Here is a 19674-nt window from a genome sequence, read left to right on the forward strand (position 1 = left end):
GTTAGAAGAAGCCAGTATTAAACAATAGGATAATGAAACATTATCTGTTACTAATTCAAATTTTAAATCAGACGGAAATTTTAAGTGTATTGAATAAACAATAATTCATTGAAAAAGAAATATGAAAAACATTTAAATTTAAAGTAAAATTTCAAAAATGGTTAAAAGTAATCTGGATAAAGCATATGATGATGCTATGATGCATATTATGATATTTCAAATTCTAATGAAAAAAGGAAATTGGAAAACAATTTCAATAAATATGGGGACTTCTGAAAATAATAGGAATAAATCTAGATGATGTAAATGTTGGAAATATAAAAAATCTCTTAAAAGATCATGATTTAAAGAGGAATAATATGAAAAAAGTAAAAATCACAGTTATGAAAAAAGTCCGACATGATGATTTAATCGAGAAATACGAAAATCCACTTGAACATGAATGTGATGTGGAAGTAGGTGAGGTATTCATTGCAAATAGTTGGGTTAAACCTGATAATTTCTGTGATAGTGCATGGGAAAATTTATATCCATTTGTTTTAGCGTTATCTCATGGAGCTGAAGATTTTTATGAAGGTTGGATGAAAAATAAAAAATCTGCAATGATATCTTGCAATGATGGATTTCGTCCTGTCAGTTTTCTTTTAGAAACTTTAGATGAAGATGCTGATTAAATTGGTGATATGGATAAAAGTATTCGGATCATGTAGTTTACTATATTAACTTGGTAAGTATTTGATGAATGTTGATGTTATTTTAATAAGTTATGAAATGTATTTGGATAACTCAGCAACTACTCAAGTTAGCAAAGAAGTTTTAGATGAAATGATGCCTTATTTCACAGAAGAATTCGGCAATCCGTCAACTCTTTATGGAATAGGTCGCGAATCTAAAAAAGCATTAGAATTAGCCCGTCAAAGAGTAGCCGATTCAATCAATGCTAAAAAAGATGAGATTATATTTACTAGTGGAGGTTCCGAATCCGATAATTTAGCAATTAAGGGCATCGCTTTTAAATTAGCTAAAAAAGGTAAACACATAATTACAAGTGAAATTGAACATCCTGCTGTAAAAAACACTTTGGGATTTTTAGAGTCTCTTGACTTTAAAGTAACCTATTTGCCGGTTTATGAAAATGGCATTATTAAAATTGAAGATTTGGAGGAGGCAATCACTGAGACAATTTTAATCACCATTATGCATGGTAACAATGAAATTGGTACTATTCAGCCCATTGGGGAAATTGGCAGAATCGCCCATGAAAAAGGAATCAAATTCCATACTGATGCAGTACAAACTTTCGGCAAAATTGAAGTGGATATTGAAAAATTAAATGTTGATTTACTTTCATTATCCTCCCATAAGGTAAACGGTCCAAAAGGTGTTGGAGCATTATATGTTAAAAAAGGAACAAGGGTGGTGCCTCTTATCCATGGGGGAGGTCAAGAAAAAGGCATCAGATCTGGAACAGAAAACGTTTCAGGTATTGTTGGTTTTGGAAAAGCATGTGAACTGGCTGTAGAAAACCTCAAGGAACATTATGAGAAACATATTGCCTTAAGAGATGAACTAATTGAAAAGGTGCTTTCAAGAATTCCGGATTCGTATTTAAATGGGGATCCTGAAAAGAGATCGCCTAATATTGTAAACTTCAGATTTAAAGCCATTGAAGGGGAATCTTTAATTTTACTTTTAGATGCTAAAGGATATCAGGCATCTACTGGTTCAGCATGTTCATCAAATACTTTAGAGGCATCTCCAGTATTGGCAGCATTAGGTTTAGATCCTGTTGATGTTCATGGTTCTCTAAGAGTATCTTTATCTCCAGAAAGTGACGATTTCAATATCGATGAATTTGTTGAAGTAATCGCCGGCTCAGTTGAAAGATTAAGACAAATGTCCCCATTATGGAATCAGGAATTAAATTATAACAAAGTTGTAGGAAGAGAATAGGAGAGTGTTTATATGGATTATTCAGAAAAGGTATGGATCACTTTGCAAACCCAAGAAATTGTAGAATGATGGATGATGCAGATGGAGTGGGAACTGTTGGAAACCCAACATGCGGAGATTTAATGACAATTTACATTAAAGTAAAAGATGATGTTATTCAGGATATAAGTTTCCAAACATTTGGTTGTGGAGCAGCTATTGCAACAAGCAGTATGATTACTGAAATTGCTGTTGGAAAAACCTTGGAGGAAGCTTTAAAAATATCTCGTAATGATGTTGCTGAAGAGTTAGATGGCCTTCCACCTATAAAAATGCATTGTTCAAACCTTGCTGCCGATGGACTTCAAGCTGCAATTGAAAATTATTATGAAAATAATCAATAATAATATATACTCTAAATAATAAACCATTCATTATATCTAATGGAGATGTTTTATATGGCAAAAATATTAAAATGTAATGAATGTGGAAGTATTATTCAGGTGTTAGCTGAAGGCGATGAAAGTGTATGTAATGATCACATGTTTGAATTCCCTACACAAACTGAAGGGGATAAAGCTCTTAAACATAAACCTGTTGTGGAAATTGATGGGAATAATGTAACCGTTAAAGTCGGTGAAGCTGCCCATCCAATGGATGATGACCACTACATTCAATTTGTTGTTGTTGAAGCAGGTGCTGAACAATATGCCAAATGCTTCAAACCGGGAGACGTTGCAGAAGCTACATTTACTGTAAACTCAACTGATGATGTTAAAGCATTGGCTTTCTGTAATCAACATGGACTTTGGTCCAGTGAATAAGTTTAAAAATTATTTTTAAACTCCTTTTTTTCTTATTTTTTTTTCATAATAATGTTTAATTACTTGTTAGTATATAATTTATATTGTGTCTAGTTATGTTAAATTAGTAATTTTTATTGTAGTTTTGCTTGTTGTATCCGTCTCTATTGTTCTAATGGATAGTTCAATGGAAAATATTAACAAATCTATGCCAAAAATTAGTGATGGAATTGTTCAGGGGGATGCAGATTACAATGAATCCGTTAAATTATTAAATCAACGAAATTTTCATGATGCAAGTCAAAAAGCAGACGATGCGAAGGATAATTATAATAGGAGTTTGGCAAAATTATCCGAAATTTTAGATAAATATGGCAGTGATTTAAATGAAGTACATAAGAATTATATGGACACAACAATACATGAATTAAAATTAAAACTAAACGCTACTGATGAGCTTAAAGAATCAATATACTATTTGGAAAAAAATTATAATTATACCGGCTCAACCCATGGTAGTGAAGCTAATGATTTAATGTATGATGCAGTAAAATATCAAGATGAAAGAAATAATATTGTTCAAGGGAATAATGAATTATTTACTTAATATGAGGTTTTTAAATTGAAAACAAAATGTCGCAAGTGTAAGGGAATAGGTTCAATTGTGGTGGACTATAAAGAATGTGACGCCTGTGGAGGAACAGGTTTTGAAGATGATTTGTTCAATGTAGGTACTCATTTTAAAGGAGTAAACAGTAAAGCAAAAGCTAAATTTGACCTTGGAGGAGAAGAGGATATTCCATGTGAGGTATGTAATGGAAAAGGACAGGTTGAAGTATATGAGGAATGTCCTGATTGTCATGGAACCGGTCAGATTAATGTATGTAGGGACTGTGGAAAACTTCTTGATGAAAATGATATATGTCCGGAATGTAGAGAAAAAAGAAAGGTTGAAAAAATGAAATATGACGAATACGAAGCTAAAAGAAAACAACCTAAGGATGTTTATGTCTTAGATTCTTTGTGTAATATGAAAGATATGGATAAAAATAAATTATATCTGGGAAAAGTAACAAGAGTTGAAAAATATGGTTCTTTTGTTACATTAAATAATGATGTTTGGGGACTCATGAGAGGCGATGTTTCTGATTATAAAGTCGGTGATGAGGTTATTGTAGTTGTAACAGCTATTAAATCAAGAGAAGGCAAAATAGATTTCGAACCGGCGTATGTTGAATCTTATAATATTAAAAAATTAACTAAATCTATTCCAAGAACTCTTATTTCTCAATTGGATGAGAAAAAATCCAAGTTTGTTAGAATTGATGGTGAAGTCCAACAAATTCAACAGACCTCTGGACCAACAATATTCATTATTAGTGATGAAAGTGGAACTACTGAAATTGCCGCTTTTGATAAAGCAGGTGAGAGATCTTATCCTGAAATCGAGGTAGCTGATGCGGTGCAGGTTATTGGTGAAGTGAACGAACACAGTGGAAAAACACAAATAGAGTCATCTTCAATGATTAAACTTGATGAGGAAAACACTAAGCAACTACATAAATTGATAGACGATGCATTAAATGAGAGAGCTAAACCACAAGAGGTTGATTTCTTAGTCAAAAGTGATATTTTAAACAGACTCAAACCTAAAATGTATGAAGCCGCTCAAAAAATTAGAAGAGCGATACTTGATGGAAGGACTATTTTACTTAGACACCATAATGATGCCGATGGAATTTGCTCAGGTGTTGCAATGGAAAAAGCTATCGTTCCTTTAATACAGAAAGTAAATCCAAGTAATGATGCTGAATATTATTACTTTAAAAGATCACCGAGTAAAGCTCCATTCTATGAGCTTGAGGATGTTGTTAAGGACTTGTCATTTGCACTTGAAGACCAAGAAAGGCATGGGCAAAAATTACCATTAATCGTATTATTGGATAACGGTTCAACTGAAGAGGATATTGTGGCATTAATGCAAGCTAAAATCTATGATATAGAAGTCGTTGTAATCGACCACCACTTTCCAGGGGAATTGCTTACAAAGGACGTAAGGAATGGTGAAATTTATGGTGCAAGAGTATCTGTTGACGAATATGTTGATACTCATGTAAATCCATACTTGGTTGGTGGAGATTCACAATTAACTGCCGGTTGTCTTGCAGCAGAAGTAGCCCATATTATAAATCCTGAAGTAGAGGAATTAATTAAACATTTACCGGCTATTGCAGCATTAGGTGACCGTGCTGAATGCGGTGAAGTCTGCCAATACTTAGAATTGGCTGCTCAAAAGGGTTTTACAAAAGAACACTTATCAAAAGTCGCTGAATGTGTTGACTTTGAAGCTTATTTCTTAAGATTCATGAATGGTAGAGGTATAATGGATACAATTCTTGCTGTTGATAATTTCGATAAACACAGAAAAATGATTGATGCATTATACAAGGAATATCAAAAACGTATTGACACTCAACTTAGAGCGGCTCTACCAAATATCAAACAAACCCAACTTGACAATGGAATCTACATAAACCTTTTAGATGTTGAAAAATTCGCACATAAGTTCACATTCCCTGCTCCTGGAAAAACCTGCGGATTTGTTCATGATCATGTAATAAAACAATTGGGTGAAGACAAACCGATTGTTACATTAGGTCATGGGCCTGATTTTGGTGTATTTAGGGCAACTGATGCCGTAAATGAGCAATATGGATTTAATGTAAATGAAATTGTTTCTAAAATGATTGAAAGAGTTCCACAAGCAGGTGTAGATGGTGGAGGTCATGAATGTGCAGGATCTATCAAATACATTGAAGGGCTTGGTGAAGAGGTATTGTTTAAAGTAGTTGGAGAGATTCAATCATTAAAAAAATAAACTAAGGTAAAAATGGCTTTAGAGAATTACTGTAAATACTGTGGTCATAGAATACTTGCAAATGAACCATATTGTACTGGTTGCGGACACAAAACTAAATATGATGCTGACAATGATGTTCATGTTTTAATACCTCCAGTACACAATATTGGATTTTTCAATTTTCCAATTGACTTTTCACCATATATTGAATCTAAAAAAGAGGTTAAATATGAAATATGTTCCTGCGGATATATGAATGATGTCAATAATGAATATTGTTATATGTGTGGAGCTAAAAGGTCACAAAGTAAATTGTCTAAGATTTTTAAAAGAAATTCCAAACCTAAATTTTCAGTTGGCACTGTCTTATGTGAATGCGGATCAATTAATTCAAAAGACAATGTATTCTGTGAAATGTGTGGTAAAAAACTAAAGGATGAAGAAACTCCCGTATTTGATAATTACAGTAATTTTAATTTAGAATTTAAAGATTCTATTTTCTGTTTTTGCGGTGAAGAAAATGATAATGGATCACTTTTTTGCCGGAATTGTGGTTTGCCATTGAATAATTATGGCAATAATGGTGACATGCTAATATTATGTACTTGCTCTAATTTAAATGAGATTACAGCCGATTTTTGCACTGACTGTGGAGCTAATTTAAATAAGGAAGATACAAAAATAGTTTGTGTTTGCGGACATATAAATCCCAAACATTTAAAGTTCTGTGAAGAATGTGAAAGGCCATTAAATCCTCAAAAAGAATTAAAAACAAGAATTATTTGTTCTTGTGGACAAATATTGGAATGGGATATTGTGTATTGTCCTAATTGTGGAAAAAACATTAAAAGAAAGATTATACATAAAAAGTCAATTGACAATACGGTTAAAAGTCTAAAAAGTAGGTTTAGGTAGTGGTTTATTTGAGAGCTTGTGATGTATGCGGGACCTTAAATTTTAAAGAGAATAATTATTGCACGCACTGCGGCAATAAATTAATATTGGAACATATTTGTCCTGTTTGCGGTGAAACTAACACGGATGACGCTACTTTTTGTATTAATTGTAAAAGTCAAATCAATCCAATTTCTATTGAGGACTTTGATACTTTGTTCAACGAGTTTAACCAAAATCTACTGGCTAATGCCCAAATAACTTCTGAGGAATATGGCCAGATTATTTCTAATATTTTTATTAGAGCAGATTACATAGAAATTTGGGGAGAAACTACCAAAAATAAGATTTTAAATCTAGCCAGTATTTTTACACCATGCAAACCTAAATCAAGGGGTTTTGAACGTGGTTTCATATTTTTAGGTAATGGTATTTTTTATGATGACAGATTAGCTGATTCCGTCCAAATTGCAACAATTATTCATGAATTAGGACATTTTTTCTTATTCAGCATAATTGAAAGTTTATTATGTCATATTTTTAAAGTTAAACCCTCTTCAACACTTCAAAGTTTTGTCTGGTATTTTTTAACACTTTTAGAGTTTAAAATAATGAATGAATATTGCGCTCACACCGTTGAGGGAAGATTTATACCATACGGATATCAAAATTACGGTTCATTTAATGCTTTGGTTGAAAATATAAATTTTGATGAAGAATCATTAGATAATATGATAACTCTTGGAAACTCATTTGCAAATGAAATAATTGTTTTTTTAGAAAATTACATTGATGAGGAGTTAAGAAGTGAAATTAAATTACAATATCGTAAAGACCTAACTCAACCAACTTATGATTCAATATTTAAGGAAACTGATAAGTGTTTTCCTTTTGATGTTAAAAATAGTATTCTGATTCATGTTCTGTGTGATGTTTTAAAAGAAGTTTCAAAAAATGTTGAAGAATTAAAGGAATTAGAAAGTATAAAAGAAGGGATAGAATCAAGTTAATTTATTCTTCTTTTTCTTCTTTATCTTTAATATTTTTTAATACGTCCTTACCTGTATCGGTTAATCTGTATAATCTTCCTTTACGAGCTTCTTCATTTATACATTCAACAATTTCTTTGCTTTTTAATTCGCTTAGAACTTTTGAAATGTGATTGGTTCTAATCCCGCTGTCACTTGCGATTTTTGTTGGTATTTTAACATCATCACCAAGTGATTTTAAGGTTTTTTCTCGGTATTTGGAAATTTGAACATATGAAGTTAATTTTAAAAGTTCATCGTTTTCTTTTACCATGGTTATCTATTATATTACTCATGATATAAAATATTTTATAACATTATATAGTTACTTTACTCACTTCTTTAATAATTTTATAAAAATGGAATAGTTGTTCGGTTAAATTTCGACATGTATTTTTTTTAATATTTTGAGGGTGGGACACGAACTCACTAATTTTTAATTTTTTTTTACTTATTTTTCATTTAATTTTATATACTATGAAGTACAATCTATTATTATAGATATAAATCTTTATGGTTGTTTTATTTATGGTTTTAAGAGATGATACTATTAATCAGACCATGTTGGTGCCTATGGACTTGAGGAAATTGATTCCAAAAGACCATCCGTGTTATTTTATTAAAAATGTGGTTGATTATATTGATTGTTCCAAAGCAAATCGTGAGTTTGCTGATACGGCTGGAGAATTTGCTTATCCTCGTGAATTATTGCTTAGGCTAGTTTTGATGAGTGTTTTTGATGGAGGATTATCATCACGTGATATTGAACGAAGAACCCAAACGGATGTTGGTTATATGTACTTAGCAGGCATGCAGCATCCTAGTTATCGTACAATTTTGAGATTTAAGCGTGATTATTCTGATCTGATTGATGAAGCTTTTAAAATGACTATAAAAATTGCAACCGAAGAAGATTTAGTTAAAATCCACCATGTAAGCGTTGATGGAACTAAAATCAAAGCAAAAACATCAATAAACAAATTAACAAACGAACAGCAATTAAAAATAATGAAACAACATCTTGAAAAAAGCATTAAACTAGACGAAGAAGAAGATGAAGAATTAGGTGAAGAATCCGGGAATTCTGTTCCAGAAACATTAACTGATGAAGAAAAATTCAAAGAAGTCTTTGAAAAAGTCAATAAATCTTCCAAAGATGATAGAAACAAAGATAAATTAAGAGCTTCCAGTAAAAAGCTCTTAAAACAAGCAGAAGAAAACCCAGAAAAAATTCTCAAAAAGGTCGAAACGCTTGAAGAAAAACTCAATGAATCTGAAAAAGACGTTATTAGCATAAATGACCCTGATGCAAGGTTTATGAAGAATAAAAAAGGACGATGGGAATTTGATTACAATGCACAAATTGCAGTAGACGAACACAAAGGAATAATAATCGCATCACACGTTACCAATAATCCAAGCGATCATCACGAACTTATTCCAGCAATAGAACAAGTAAAATCAAATTTAAGCGAAATATACAACGAAATACCGTCTAATTTCCAAGTAAGCGCTGATAATGGATATTCCACAGACATCAACACTGAATATCTCGAACAAGAAGGATTAGATGGTTACATATCTTCACGAAAACTCTCAAGAAAAGAAAAGAAATACAATTTAACCGAAAAACCATTTTCCAAAGATAATTTTAATTACGATAACGAAATCAAGACATATATTTGTCCATTAGGACAACCATTGTACTGTGTGAAAGAATATGAATACAAAAACAAGCCAAGAATTGCTTATTGGACAAAAGAATGTAAATCATGTCCAGTACAAGAGTATTGCGCAAAAAGCCAACGATATAAAACGATTAGCGATTACGGAAATCCCTCCAAAATAAGAATGCAACGGAAAATGGAAACTCCTGAAGCACAAGAAATCTACAAATTAAGATCAAAAACAGCCGAATTGCCATTTGCAAACATGAAACAAAACATGCACTTAACAGAATTCACAACAACAGGATTAAAACAAGTAAATACTGAATTCAAACTATATGCAATCGGACATAACCTAAAAAGAATCTATAATGAAATAATCATGAAAAATAACTAAAAAAATAAGAAACAAATAAAATTTTTCTAGAAATAGAAATTAGTTAAATTTTGCGTCCCATCTTCATTTTGCTTATCCTTTTCTGATTTAAGGGAAATTTGTTTAAATTTAAATCACTTATGTTTTTGAAAGTGCCGGATAAATAAAAAATTAAATATATAACATGTGGTAAAAATAAATATATAAAATTAATTTTTTTTTAAATGAGCAATATGAAATGTAGTAAATGTGGATTTGAAAATAAATACAAAGCGAAATTTTGCACTAAATGTGGAAGTTCATTAGTTGTAGCCGTTGGTGAAAGCGAACCTAAAAGAAATAATTCCAGATATCTTATAATTGCCTTAATCGTGGTTATTATAATTCTTGCTGGAACTATTGGGTATTTTGTATTAGGTAATCCTTCACACACGGTTCAAAATGATGATAATTTACAAAGTGCTGATTCAGATGAAAGTCAATCTGTGGATAGCAGTAATGGTGAAAAATATAGCAGGGATGCTTCTGAAAAAACAAAACCTATCTCTTCATCAAAAACAGAGTCTAAAGATTGGGTGTCTATAGGCAGTTATTCGGGTTCGGGTTCGGGTTCAGAAACTATTAGTGTTCCTGAAGGTAAGATCATGGTAAAACTCTCAGCATATCCAATTAAAAACTATGCAACAAATCATTTGTACGTTACCGGATCTAGTGGGGATTCTGGTGGAGTGGATTGGGGTTCAAAAAGTGCAGTTAAGACAAAATCTGACTCATTTACATACGAATCATCTTCTGAGGAAGTATTTACCATAGATTACTATGAAACTGTAGATTGGCAAGTTGAATTCTTTAGATATCAATAAGTGATATGATTATCACTTATTTTGTTTTTTTTTTAAAGATTATTAATATATGAAGTGTAAATTGATTACTATGTTTTTTGATTTAAATATTCAAGGAAATGACTTGGAGAATAATGTTAAGTTAGCTATTGAAGCCTCTAAATATGGATGGGAGCATATTAATTTTTCATATAATCAAAATGACTTTCAAAACGCTTTAAAGTTAAGAAATGAGCTGAATGATAATTTGGGAGATATTATTGATTTTGATTATACTTTAGAGATTAAATCAACCAACGTTAATGAAATTAGAAAATTTGTTAATAAATTTAGAGATAAAACCTTGTGCGTTTCTGTCATTGGTGGGGATTTGAAGGTTAATCGTTGGGTTTTGGAAAATATTAAAATTGATGCATTGTCAAGACCTTACCTGAAAAGATACGATTCAGGTTTAAATCATATTCTTGCAAAAGAAGCCGCCAGGAATAATGTTGCAATAGAGATATGTTTTAAAGATATTTTAAGAAGTTATCTGGCTCCAAGAGCTAAAATCATTTCTAATATGAAAGATATCTATACATTATATAGGAAATTTGATTTTCCTTTAGTTTTATCATCTAGGGCGGAAACTATCTTTGATATTAAAAGTGTCCATGATTTCATTGCTGTTTTCAAACAAACAGGATTAACAGATGATGAAATCATCAAATCTTTTAATGATGCAAGGAGCATATTGGAATATAATAAAAATAGGCGTAATCTAATTTTAAAAGGTGTTAGGAGGGTTAGTGATGAAACTTAAGGTTTTGCCCCCAACACTTAGAAAAAACAATAGATATTTAACAGTAGATATTAAAAGCATCTCTGAGATTGACAAAGGCGATTTGGTTAATCTTATTTGGAATACATGTATTAGATTTCAAGGGGAATGCAGGACATCTAATTTTAATTTATGGGTTGTGCGATTCTATGAGATGGAGAAAACTGAGGAGTATAATCATTATAAATCCATAATAAGATGTCAAAGAGAGTTTGCAGATGATGTGAGGTCATCATTAGCATTGGTGAGTAAATATAATGGCAAAAGCATTTCAATTACATCTATTGGATTGTCAGGCACCATACATGCTTCTCAAAAGTTTATTTAATTACTTTTGTTATTTTTAAATAGAAAACTATATAAATAAATATCATTATAAATATTTATTGGATTTATGGAAAAAAGAATAAAAAATATTTTAATTCACGAAAATATGTGATTAAAATAACAATTTGCCTTTTCATGGAGATTCGGTTTTATTTTTTAAGTTGTCGAAATTGAAAAATTATATTTATAAAAATATGAGGAATAAATATGCAACCTTTACAAAATGCTGGATATGATAGGGCTATTACTGTCTTTAGCCCAGATGGAAGACTTTTTCAAGTAGAATATGCAAGAGAAGCTGTTAAAAGAGGAACCACCTCAATCGGTGTAAAAAGTTCAGAAGGAATTGTTTTAGCTGTTGACAAAAGAACTACTTCTAAATTAGTTGAAGCATCATCTATTGAAAAGATATTTAAAATAGACGAACATATTGGTGCAGCCACTTCAGGTCTTGTTGCAGATGCAAGAGCATTAATTGAAAGAGCAAGAGTTGAAGCACAAATCAACAAAATAACTTACAGCGAACAAATTCATGTAACTAGCTTATCTAAAAAACTATGTGACATGTTACAATTATACACACAAAATGGTGGGGTACGGCCATTCGGTTCTGCTTTAATCATTGGTGGAGTATATGATGGTAAATGTAAATTATTCGAAACTGATCCTAGTGGAGCTTTGATTGAATACAAAGCAACTGCCATTGGTTCTGGAAGGTCTGCAGCAATGGACATTTTTGAAGATAAATATAAAGATGATTTATTATTAGAAGAAGCTATTGGATTAGCTTTAACTGCTATTAATGAAGCTACTGACCATGATACTACTTCAAACAATGTTGAAATTGCAGTAATTAAAATTGAAGATGAAAAATACGAAAAACTTTCTCAAGAAGAAGTGCAAAAATACATTGATGAAGTACTTCCTAAAGAAGAGGAAGAAGAAACCGATGAATCTCAAGAAGATTCAGAAGAATAATCATTTCATAAATTAATTAGTTAGGAGATGCTTTGATGGTAAATATTGATGAAGCTATTATTGCTAAATACGAATATTGCGGTGAACATTTTGAAATATTAGTTGACCCTGATTTAGCAGCAGATTTTCGAAATCCTGACGGTCCTGATGTTGTCATTGAAGATCTTTTAGCTGTTGAAGAAATATTCAAAGATTCTAAAAAAGGAGATAAAGCTTCTGATGAATCTATGAATAAAATCTTTGAAACTACTGATCCAATCGAAGTTTCAAAGATTATTCTTGAAAAAGGGACTGTTCAATTAACTGCTGATCAAAAAAGAAGAATGCAAGAGGATAAAAGAAAACTGGTTATTAATAAAATTGCTACAGAAGCGATAAATCCTCAAAATGGATTGCCTCACCCGGTGCAAAGAATTGAAAATGCATGTAATGAGGCAAAAGTCAAATTTGATCCATTCATATCAGTTGATCAACAAGTTCAATCAGCCTTAAAAGCTATCAAACCACTTATACCAATCCGATTTGAAAAAGTTAAAGTTGCAGTCAGACTTCCAGGGTCATCAGCAGGTGGCGCTTATAATGTTATTCATGGATTCGGTGAAATTATTAATGAAGAATGGCAACAAGATGGTTCTTGGATAGCTATTATTGAAATGCCGGGTGGTCTTCAGAATTCATTCGCTTCAAAAATGGCTGAAATTTCAGGTGGAGAAGCAGAAACTAAAACCATTTAATAATTAATTAATTTTCATGCTTATGGGATTATTATGATACACGTGGAAAATAAAGATTTAGTTATTCCAGGTCAAATATTGGCCGATGACGAATACTATTCAGGAAGAGGTACCTTTAAAGAGAACGGTAAAGTTTGTTCTTCTTTATTGGGACGTGTTTCTTTAAGGAATAAAAAGATTAGAGTCATTCCTTTAAAAAGTAAATATGTTCCTAAAAAAGGAGATGTTGTTATTGGTAAAATTAAAGATGTCAGATTCTCAATGTGGGATGTAGACATCAATTCTCCATATTCTGGAATTTTACCTGCTTTTGAAGTGTTTGGTCGTGAAAAAAAAGAACTCAACAGGACATTTGACGTTGGGGATGTGCTATTTTTAAGAGTTGTCGATGTTGATGAAATCAAAAAGGCGAAACTCGGTTTAAAAGGCAGGGGAATGGGTAAATTCAAGGGAGGAATAATTGTAGATATTGCTCCAACTAAAGTTCCCAGATTAATTGGTAAAAAAGGTTCCATGATCAACATGATTAAAGACAAAACCAATTGTAAAATCGTCGTTGGTCAAAATGGTCTTGTTTGGGTTAAAGGAAACGATGACATGGAACAACTTACCCGTGAAATTATTCAATTAATTGAAGCTGAAGCCCATACTTCTGGTTTAACAAATAAAATTAAAAACAAATTATATTTAACAATTGATGGTGAATTACCACCTGAAGAAGCAGAAGATGTAGAAGAAGAATTTGTTTTAGAAAAACCCAAACTTCAAAATTTTAAAGAGGAATTAGAACAGGAAGAAGCTAACAAAGAGAAAAAAGATAAACCGGATATTGGTGAAGTTATAGAAGAATTTAAAAGAAAAAATAAAAGCAAAGATGGTTCATTATCATACAGTGATAACTCCAGCAATTCTTTTATATTAAATAATAAATGATTCTTTATGATTAGAGGTTGATACGATGTCAGATATTAGAGATGATGGTAGGAAATTTGATGAATTACGTCCTATTAAAATTGAAGCTGGAGTGCTTGAACGTGCAGACGGTTCAGCTTATTTGGAAGTTGGAGGAAATAAAATATTAGTAGCTGTATATGGTCCTAGAGAATCATACATTAGAAGATTACTTAAGCCAAATACTGGTGTAATTAGATGCAGATATAATATGGCTCCATTTTCAGTAGATGATAGGAAAAGACCTGGGCCTGATAGAAGATCCACTGAGATTTCCAAAATCACCGCCGATGCTTTAAGACCAGCATTAATGTTGGAAAACTATCCTCGTTCAATGATTGATGTTTATATAGAAGTAATAGAAGCTGAAGGTGGAACTCGTTGTGCTGGAATTACAGCAGCTTCTGTTGCACTTGTTGATGCAGGAATTCCAATGAGGGATATTGTTGTAGGATGTGCTGCAGGTAAAGTTCAAGATGAAATTGTCCTTGACTTATCTGAAAAAGAAGATAAAGAAGGTCAAGCTGATGTTCCTATAGCTATGATGCCAAGAACTGGTGAAATCACATTATTACAAAGTGACGGTGACTTGACTGGAGAAGAATTTGAAAAAGCTATTAGTTTAGCTATGGAAGGATGTCTTGAAGTTAACAAAGTTCAAAAAGAAGCTTTAATGAAAAGATATTCTATAGAATAAGGTGGAAATATGGAGATAGTACCGGAAATTACAAGAAGAAGTATTGTTGACCTTGTCCATAATGATAAAAGAGAGGATAACAGGGCAATTGATGAATATAGGGACATTTCTGTTGAAACTAATGTTATTTCTAAAGCTGAAGGTTCAGCTCGTGTTAAATTAGGTGGAACTCAGGTTATTGTGGGTATTAAACCACAAATTGGAAGTCCATTTCCAGACACTCCGAATTTAGGAGTTTTAATGACCAATTGTGAAATGTTACCAATGGCCGATCCTACTTTCGAACCAGGACCACCTAGTGACGATTCAATTGAACTTGCACGTGTAGTTGACAGAGGTATTCGTGAAAGTGAATTGGTTGATTTGGATAAATTATGTGTTGAAGAAGGAAAACATGTTTGGATGCTATTTATTGATTTGCATATTATTGATAACTGCGGAAACCTTTTTGATGCATGCGAATTAGCTGTCATGGCTGCTTTAAAATCTACTAAATTGCCTGTTGCTAATGTCGTTGATGATGAAGTTGTTTTAAGTGAAGATGAAACATTTGATTTACCTATTAACAATGAATTGGCTTTATGCACTTTCGTTAAAATTGGTGATAAAATGGTTATCGATCCAACATTATCCGAACAACAAGTAGCATCTGCTCGTTTAAATGTTGGCGTTACAAAAGATGGTCACATCTGTTCAATGCAGAAGGGTGGAGATGAACCATTAACTAAGGAAGATATTCTTTTTGCCGTTAATTTGGCAGTAACAAAAACAAAAGAGTTAATGGAAAATCTTTAAAGGTCTTCGGGACGGTTAAGATTTCTAAATTCTTTTTTTTCTATTTTTTCATCATCGATTAATAGAAATTTTGTATCTATTTTTTCAATTAATCCTTTAATGTGCAAAACATCATTTTTGATTAATTCATCAATTTCTCCAATAATATTTTTGCTGTATATTGAATGAAGAGGTTCTGATGTTTTTAATCTGTTGGCACTGTCATGGTAGGGTACAATAGCTTGGTATGTATCTTCAATTTCATTAAAGATAGTATCAATATATTTTGTTGAAACATAAGGACTATCACAAGGCAGTATTAATGCATAATCGCTGTTTATATTTGAAAGTCCAGTCATTATCCCCGGCATCGGTCCTTTATTTTTGATTTTATCTTCAACAAATGTGATGGCATAGGCGTAGTCGTCAGGGTTAATAAATTCATTATATTTATTTATTCTGGATTCGTCGTTTAAAACAATTACAACTTCACTGATGTGGTGGTTTAAAGTAGAAAGGACATGTTTGATCATAGGATTATTTTGAATAATCATAGAGCCCTTATCTTGACCCATTCTACTGCTTTTGCCTCCACATAAAATGATGCAAGATTTAATATTTTCATTAGTCATATTAAATCCCAAAATTTTTATTATTTAACATATACATCTGCAGTTTCATCAAACGGATTGGTACGTATCATCAATGCAATCATGTAGGGGTAATGTTTGTATAGGTATTTCAAATAATAAACCCACTCATGAATCAGTATGTTGTATACTCTTTCCATATCTCCATTTAAATGGTTGAAATCAGTATCATTAACAAGAGCTAAATCTTTCCTGTGTTCTAATTCTTCATCTAAGTGAAGAATCGCAGTAATTAAACTAGTAAACTCTTCTTTTTCAAGTAAATTGGGATTGTTGATTAAGTTAATAATTAATTCTCTTTTACTTGCAAGAAGTGTTCTCAAACTATCCAAAAACTCTTCCCTTTCTTCAGGGGAGATTTCTGCTTTAAACCGAACAGAAGACTCTTTAAGTTCATTTAATTTATTGTCAAAATCTTCTTCATCCCATGTTTTAATTGATTTTAAATTTTCAGTATTTGCTTTATGTTCATTAACAGTACTTAATTGCTTAATCAAGTTATTTCCAACTTCAGAAAAGAATGTACTCATTAACATGTCTAATTTTTCAAGCATAGCTTCTTTTTCTTTTCTTTCAATAATTTCATCAAGTAAAAATGCTACAAGCAAGATATCAACGGGGATGAAACCTAAATGTGTCCAAACATATGAAATAATATGTTCAGCATCCCCAAGCACTAAATAATTAGATCCATATATCACGATGATTAAAACAACCATTAATATTGAAAATTTCGCTTTCCAACTCAAATGCTTTTCCATATTGCAGTCTCCAATTTTTTTTATCTCTTTTTAGCTGTTATTATAGCTATTGGGTTTTCACTAATCATTAAAATTCCACGATCAAGGACTCGTCCATTGGAAACATTAACTTCCGTAATTTTCGGATTATATCCTAAATCTTTAAGTTTATTTATGGCTTCAACTTTAGTGTCTACTAAAATAGCTGTGATTATGATTCTCCCTTCAGGGTTTAATTTTTCATGAACAATGTCCAGGATATTTTCTAACTGCCTGCCGCTGCCTCCAACAACGGCAATATCAATATTGTCAATATATTTTAGGACATTTGCGCCATCATCATTAATTAATGTGACATTATTTCCAAGTCCAAACTTTTTAAGATTTTTAGAGGTTACTTCAATCGCTTCTGGATTGGTGTCAATTGAAATCACATCACCTGCTCTTTGGGCAAATTCACAGGTTATTCCACCAGTTCCACATCCGCAATCAACAACTCTGTCTGTAGGGGTTACTTCTGATTTATACACAATTATTGCCCTTACTGCTTCTTTTGTGGGACCTGGAACATCACAGGATTTAATAAAATCCTTATCTTCTAACATTTATTCCCACCTTTTAAATAAGTTATTTTCAATTTTTAAGGAATCTAAGATTTTTCCAACAATAAAATTAATCAGTTCATCGGCGCTGTCATGTGCCGAGTAAAAACCGGGCATTGCAGGTAAAATAATGGCTCCTTCTTGTGATAATGTTAACATGTTTTGTAAATGTATGCTTCTAAGTGGTGTTTCACGAGGAACAATAACAGTTGGTCTTCTTTCTTTCAAACTCACGTCAGCAACTCTTGTTATTGTATTTGCACCATATCCATTAGCAATTGAGGATAATGTTTTCATTGAGCAGGGAACAATTGCTAGGCCGTCCACTTTAAATGATCCACTATTTATGGAGGCGGTTAAATCATTGAACTCATAGTATTTGTCAGTTAACTTTATAATGTCTTCTACTTTGTAATCGGTTTCCGATTCGATAACAATTTTAGCTGCATCACTTATGACTAAACTGTTTTCGATATTTAATTTTTTTAAAGCTTCAAGGAGTTTTATTCCATATATAACTCCACTAGCTCCAGTAATTGCAATGACTATCATATTTTTCTCCTAGAATAGCTTAATTTGGTCATAATGTATTCCGTGGAATTTCTCACGGTCAATTTCAGGCAAATCTAAATAATGGTCTAATTTTAGTTTCTCTAATTTGGACTTTTCTTCTTGTGGAACGTAGACACTAATGTCTGGTATGTTAAATCTTGCTTTACTTAACGCTCCGATTATGTTGGATATTTCAGTCAATGGGAATAATTTGCCATCAACATTAACTTGAGTTTTCATCTCATCAAAACGGGGGTATTCGGCAATGTTTATAAAGATATAATCTTTATCAAGTTCAAAATCTTCAGCTATTTCCTCCTCTGCTTTTCTAAGGGATTCTGCTTTGATTTTGTACATTTTTTCGGGGATTTTAAAATTGTCTAAACGTATTGTTTTAACTCTTTTTGGAATGATTCTGTTATCTAATCTGTTCATTATATCATTTGTATATTCATTGTCGCAGTGTCTAAATGTTGCGATAATGTCTGAATCATCATATTTATACATCTTTTTCTCATCGATGATGTCTTCATCAATTGTTCTTTTCAATGCTCTTCTAAACATTGAATTTACAATTCTGGTTGTGTGATGTTGATATACGCTTGGATACATGAAATATCTTGAAACCAACGCTCCTTCTGCTGCTTGAACGCCTTTAATGTCAAGAATCAATCCGTCCTGTAATTTCAAATTGGAGATTATTCTTTCGTAATCGATTATTCCATAAGAAACTCCTGTATTGTGGGAATCTCTTAGAAGGTAATCCATTCTATCCACATCAAGTTCCCCTGAAACGATCGGACCCAAGGTTCCCTTTCCGTTAATAATGTCTACAATTTCGTCAACGTCGAATTTTTCTTCAAGCAAGTCTCTCATTGATGTTTTTATAATTACGTATTTTGATAATTCTTCATGGGGAACAGATAATACTCCTTCGGATACATGGGAAAATGGACCATGACCTATATCGTGTAGAAGTGATGAAGCCCTAATCAACTCTATTTCATCTCTACTTAAATCTAGTTCTTCTGCAAGTTTAGATCCAAGATTCATTGTTCCAACGCAATGTTCAAATCTTGTATGTGTTGCTCCAGGATAAATTAAACTTATTAATCCAAGCTGTTTTATTCTTCTTAAACGTTGGAATTGAGGCATATCCATTATTTTTACTTCAAAACGGTTTAGGCTAATATCTCCATAGACACTATCTCTGATAAATTTCTTTTTATCCTTCATTTTATCAGTCGCTCCAAGATCCTATCCATTCTTCACTGTCGTTCCAAATTTTATCTATTGTATTGTTTATATCTGTAGTGTTGTTTGTTAAAGTAGTGTTATTTGTAGTATTGGTTGTATTTTTTGGTTTGATTGTTGGCACATAGTCAATTTCTTCCGGGTTAAATGATTCATTATTTATGGGTATCAATTTATATGAGTCATTATCTTC

At 31.9% G+C, this 19674-nt stretch carries 25 protein-coding genes; 18 read left to right on the plus strand and 7 right to left on the minus strand.

Annotation, left to right across the window (positions count from 1 at the left end; genetic code table 11):
• Nucleotides 1-157: 157 nt before the first annotated feature.
• The 9 genes from Q9968_RS05085 (at nucleotide 158) to Q9968_RS05125 (ending at nucleotide 7499) form a co-directional block, all read left to right on the plus strand.
• On the plus strand, nucleotides 158-301 hold the full coding sequence (locus Q9968_RS05085; protein ID WP_305514097.1) for a hypothetical protein: 144 nt from the start codon (nucleotides 158-160) through the stop codon (nucleotides 299-301).
• Between the two features lie 58 nt (nucleotides 302-359).
• Nucleotides 360-674, plus strand: coding sequence for a TIGR04076 family protein (locus Q9968_RS05090; RefSeq protein WP_305514099.1), 315 nt, complete (start codon nucleotides 360-362; stop codon nucleotides 672-674).
• Between the two features lie 97 nt (nucleotides 675-771).
• Nucleotides 772-1953, plus strand: a complete 1182-nt coding sequence (locus Q9968_RS05095; protein ID WP_305514368.1) for a cysteine desulfurase family protein — start codon at nucleotides 772-774, stop codon at nucleotides 1951-1953.
• A 32-nt stretch (nucleotides 1954-1985) separates the two neighbouring features.
• Entirely contained in the window at nucleotides 1986-2336 is a 351-nt protein-coding gene (locus tag Q9968_RS05100) for an iron-sulfur cluster assembly scaffold protein (protein ID WP_305514101.1), read from the plus strand.
• 54 nt (nucleotides 2337-2390) lie between these two features.
• Entirely contained in the window at nucleotides 2391-2756 is a 366-nt protein-coding gene (locus tag Q9968_RS05105) for a desulfoferrodoxin family protein (RefSeq protein ID WP_305514103.1), read from the plus strand.
• A gap of 85 nt (nucleotides 2757-2841) precedes the next feature.
• A complete protein-coding gene (locus Q9968_RS05110; protein WP_305514105.1) occupies nucleotides 2842-3342 on the plus strand; it encodes a hypothetical protein in 501 nt (166 codons plus the stop codon).
• Nucleotides 3343-3357: 15 nt separating this feature from the next.
• Nucleotides 3358-5613: a DHH family phosphoesterase gene (locus tag Q9968_RS05115; RefSeq protein ID WP_305514106.1), complete on the plus strand. Its 2256-nt coding sequence runs from the start codon at nucleotides 3358-3360 to the stop codon at nucleotides 5611-5613.
• A gap of 12 nt (nucleotides 5614-5625) precedes the next feature.
• Nucleotides 5626-6510 (plus strand): zinc ribbon domain-containing protein, encoded by an 885-nt coding sequence (locus tag Q9968_RS05120; protein ID WP_305514108.1) that lies wholly within the window; start codon nucleotides 5626-5628, stop codon nucleotides 6508-6510.
• Nucleotides 6511-6518: 8 nt separating this feature from the next.
• Nucleotides 6519-7499, plus strand: coding sequence for a zinc ribbon domain-containing protein (locus Q9968_RS05125; RefSeq protein ID WP_305514110.1), 981 nt, complete (start codon nucleotides 6519-6521; stop codon nucleotides 7497-7499).
• A 1-nt stretch (nucleotide 7500) separates the two neighbouring features.
• On the opposite strand, the gene Q9968_RS05130 is transcribed toward Q9968_RS05125, so the two are convergent.
• Nucleotides 7501-7791, minus strand: coding sequence for a transcriptional regulator (locus Q9968_RS05130; RefSeq protein WP_305514112.1), 291 nt, complete (start codon nucleotides 7789-7791; stop codon nucleotides 7501-7503).
• Between the two features lie 254 nt (nucleotides 7792-8045).
• Between Q9968_RS05130 and Q9968_RS05135 the strand changes: the two genes are divergently transcribed.
• The 9 genes from Q9968_RS05135 (at nucleotide 8046) to rrp42 (ending at nucleotide 15704) form a co-directional block, all read left to right on the plus strand.
• Entirely contained in the window at nucleotides 8046-9581 is a 1536-nt protein-coding gene (locus Q9968_RS05135; RefSeq protein WP_305514114.1) for an IS1182 family transposase, read from the plus strand.
• A gap of 212 nt (nucleotides 9582-9793) precedes the next feature.
• A complete protein-coding gene (locus tag Q9968_RS05140) occupies nucleotides 9794-10423 on the plus strand; it encodes a zinc ribbon domain-containing protein (protein WP_305514116.1) in 630 nt (209 codons plus the stop codon).
• Nucleotides 10424-10493: 70 nt separating this feature from the next.
• The gene (locus Q9968_RS05145) at nucleotides 10494-11204 is read left to right on the plus strand and encodes a ribonuclease P protein component 3 (protein ID WP_305514118.1); all 711 of its coding nucleotides are present in this window, start codon (nucleotides 10494-10496) and stop codon (nucleotides 11202-11204) included.
• A complete protein-coding gene (locus Q9968_RS05150) occupies nucleotides 11194-11550 on the plus strand; it encodes an Rpp14/Pop5 family protein (RefSeq protein WP_305514119.1) in 357 nt (118 codons plus the stop codon). Before Q9968_RS05145 ends, Q9968_RS05150 begins: the two co-directional genes overlap by 11 nt.
• A gap of 206 nt (nucleotides 11551-11756) precedes the next feature.
• On the plus strand, nucleotides 11757-12527 hold the full coding sequence (gene psmA / locus Q9968_RS05155; RefSeq protein WP_305514122.1) for an archaeal proteasome endopeptidase complex subunit alpha: 771 nt from the start codon (nucleotides 11757-11759) through the stop codon (nucleotides 12525-12527).
• A gap of 35 nt (nucleotides 12528-12562) precedes the next feature.
• A complete protein-coding gene (locus Q9968_RS05160; protein ID WP_305514124.1) occupies nucleotides 12563-13261 on the plus strand; it encodes a ribosome assembly factor SBDS in 699 nt (232 codons plus the stop codon).
• Nucleotides 13262-13294: 33 nt separating this feature from the next.
• Nucleotides 13295-14194, plus strand: coding sequence for an exosome complex RNA-binding protein Rrp4 (gene rrp4, locus Q9968_RS05165; protein ID WP_305514126.1), 900 nt, complete (start codon nucleotides 13295-13297; stop codon nucleotides 14192-14194).
• 25 nt (nucleotides 14195-14219) lie between these two features.
• Nucleotides 14220-14909, plus strand: coding sequence for an exosome complex exonuclease Rrp41 (gene rrp41, locus Q9968_RS05170; protein ID WP_305514128.1), 690 nt, complete (start codon nucleotides 14220-14222; stop codon nucleotides 14907-14909).
• 9 nt (nucleotides 14910-14918) lie between these two features.
• Nucleotides 14919-15704 carry an exosome complex protein Rrp42 gene (rrp42, locus tag Q9968_RS05175; protein WP_305514130.1) on the plus strand — a complete coding sequence of 262 codons (786 nt, stop codon included), beginning with the start codon at nucleotides 14919-14921 and terminating at the stop codon, nucleotides 15702-15704.
• Here rrp42 and Q9968_RS05180 read toward each other — a convergent pair.
• The 6 genes from Q9968_RS05180 to Q9968_RS05205 are packed head-to-tail and all read right to left on the minus strand — an operon-like array spanning nucleotide 15701 to nucleotide 19653.
• Nucleotides 15701-16315, minus strand: a complete 615-nt coding sequence (locus Q9968_RS05180) for a molybdenum cofactor guanylyltransferase (RefSeq protein ID WP_305514132.1) — start codon at nucleotides 16313-16315, stop codon at nucleotides 15701-15703. The two genes, rrp42 and Q9968_RS05180, sit on opposite strands and share 4 nt — an antisense overlap.
• 20 nt (nucleotides 16316-16335) lie before the next feature.
• Nucleotides 16336-17094, minus strand: a complete 759-nt coding sequence (locus Q9968_RS05185) for a hypothetical protein (protein WP_305514134.1) — start codon at nucleotides 17092-17094, stop codon at nucleotides 16336-16338.
• A gap of 20 nt (nucleotides 17095-17114) precedes the next feature.
• Nucleotides 17115-17678 carry a precorrin-6Y C5,15-methyltransferase (decarboxylating) subunit CbiT gene (gene cbiT / locus Q9968_RS05190; RefSeq protein ID WP_305514135.1) on the minus strand — a complete coding sequence of 188 codons (564 nt, stop codon included), beginning with the start codon at nucleotides 17676-17678 and terminating at the stop codon, nucleotides 17115-17117.
• Nucleotides 17679-18227, minus strand: coding sequence for a UbiX family flavin prenyltransferase (locus Q9968_RS05195; RefSeq protein ID WP_305514136.1), 549 nt, complete (start codon nucleotides 18225-18227; stop codon nucleotides 17679-17681).
• Between the two features lie 9 nt (nucleotides 18228-18236).
• A complete protein-coding gene (locus Q9968_RS05200) occupies nucleotides 18237-19463 on the minus strand; it encodes an HD domain-containing protein (protein WP_305514137.1) in 1227 nt (408 codons plus the stop codon).
• 4 nt (nucleotides 19464-19467) lie between these two features.
• The gene (locus Q9968_RS05205) at nucleotides 19468-19653 is read right to left on the minus strand and encodes a hypothetical protein (RefSeq protein ID WP_305514139.1); all 186 of its coding nucleotides are present in this window, start codon (nucleotides 19651-19653) and stop codon (nucleotides 19468-19470) included.
• Between the last annotated feature and the right edge of the window lie 21 nt (nucleotides 19654-19674).

It is taken from the genome of Methanobrevibacter sp. V14, from assembly GCF_963082475.1.
GTDB lineage: Archaea > Methanobacteriota > Methanobacteria > Methanobacteriales > Methanobacteriaceae > Methanocatella.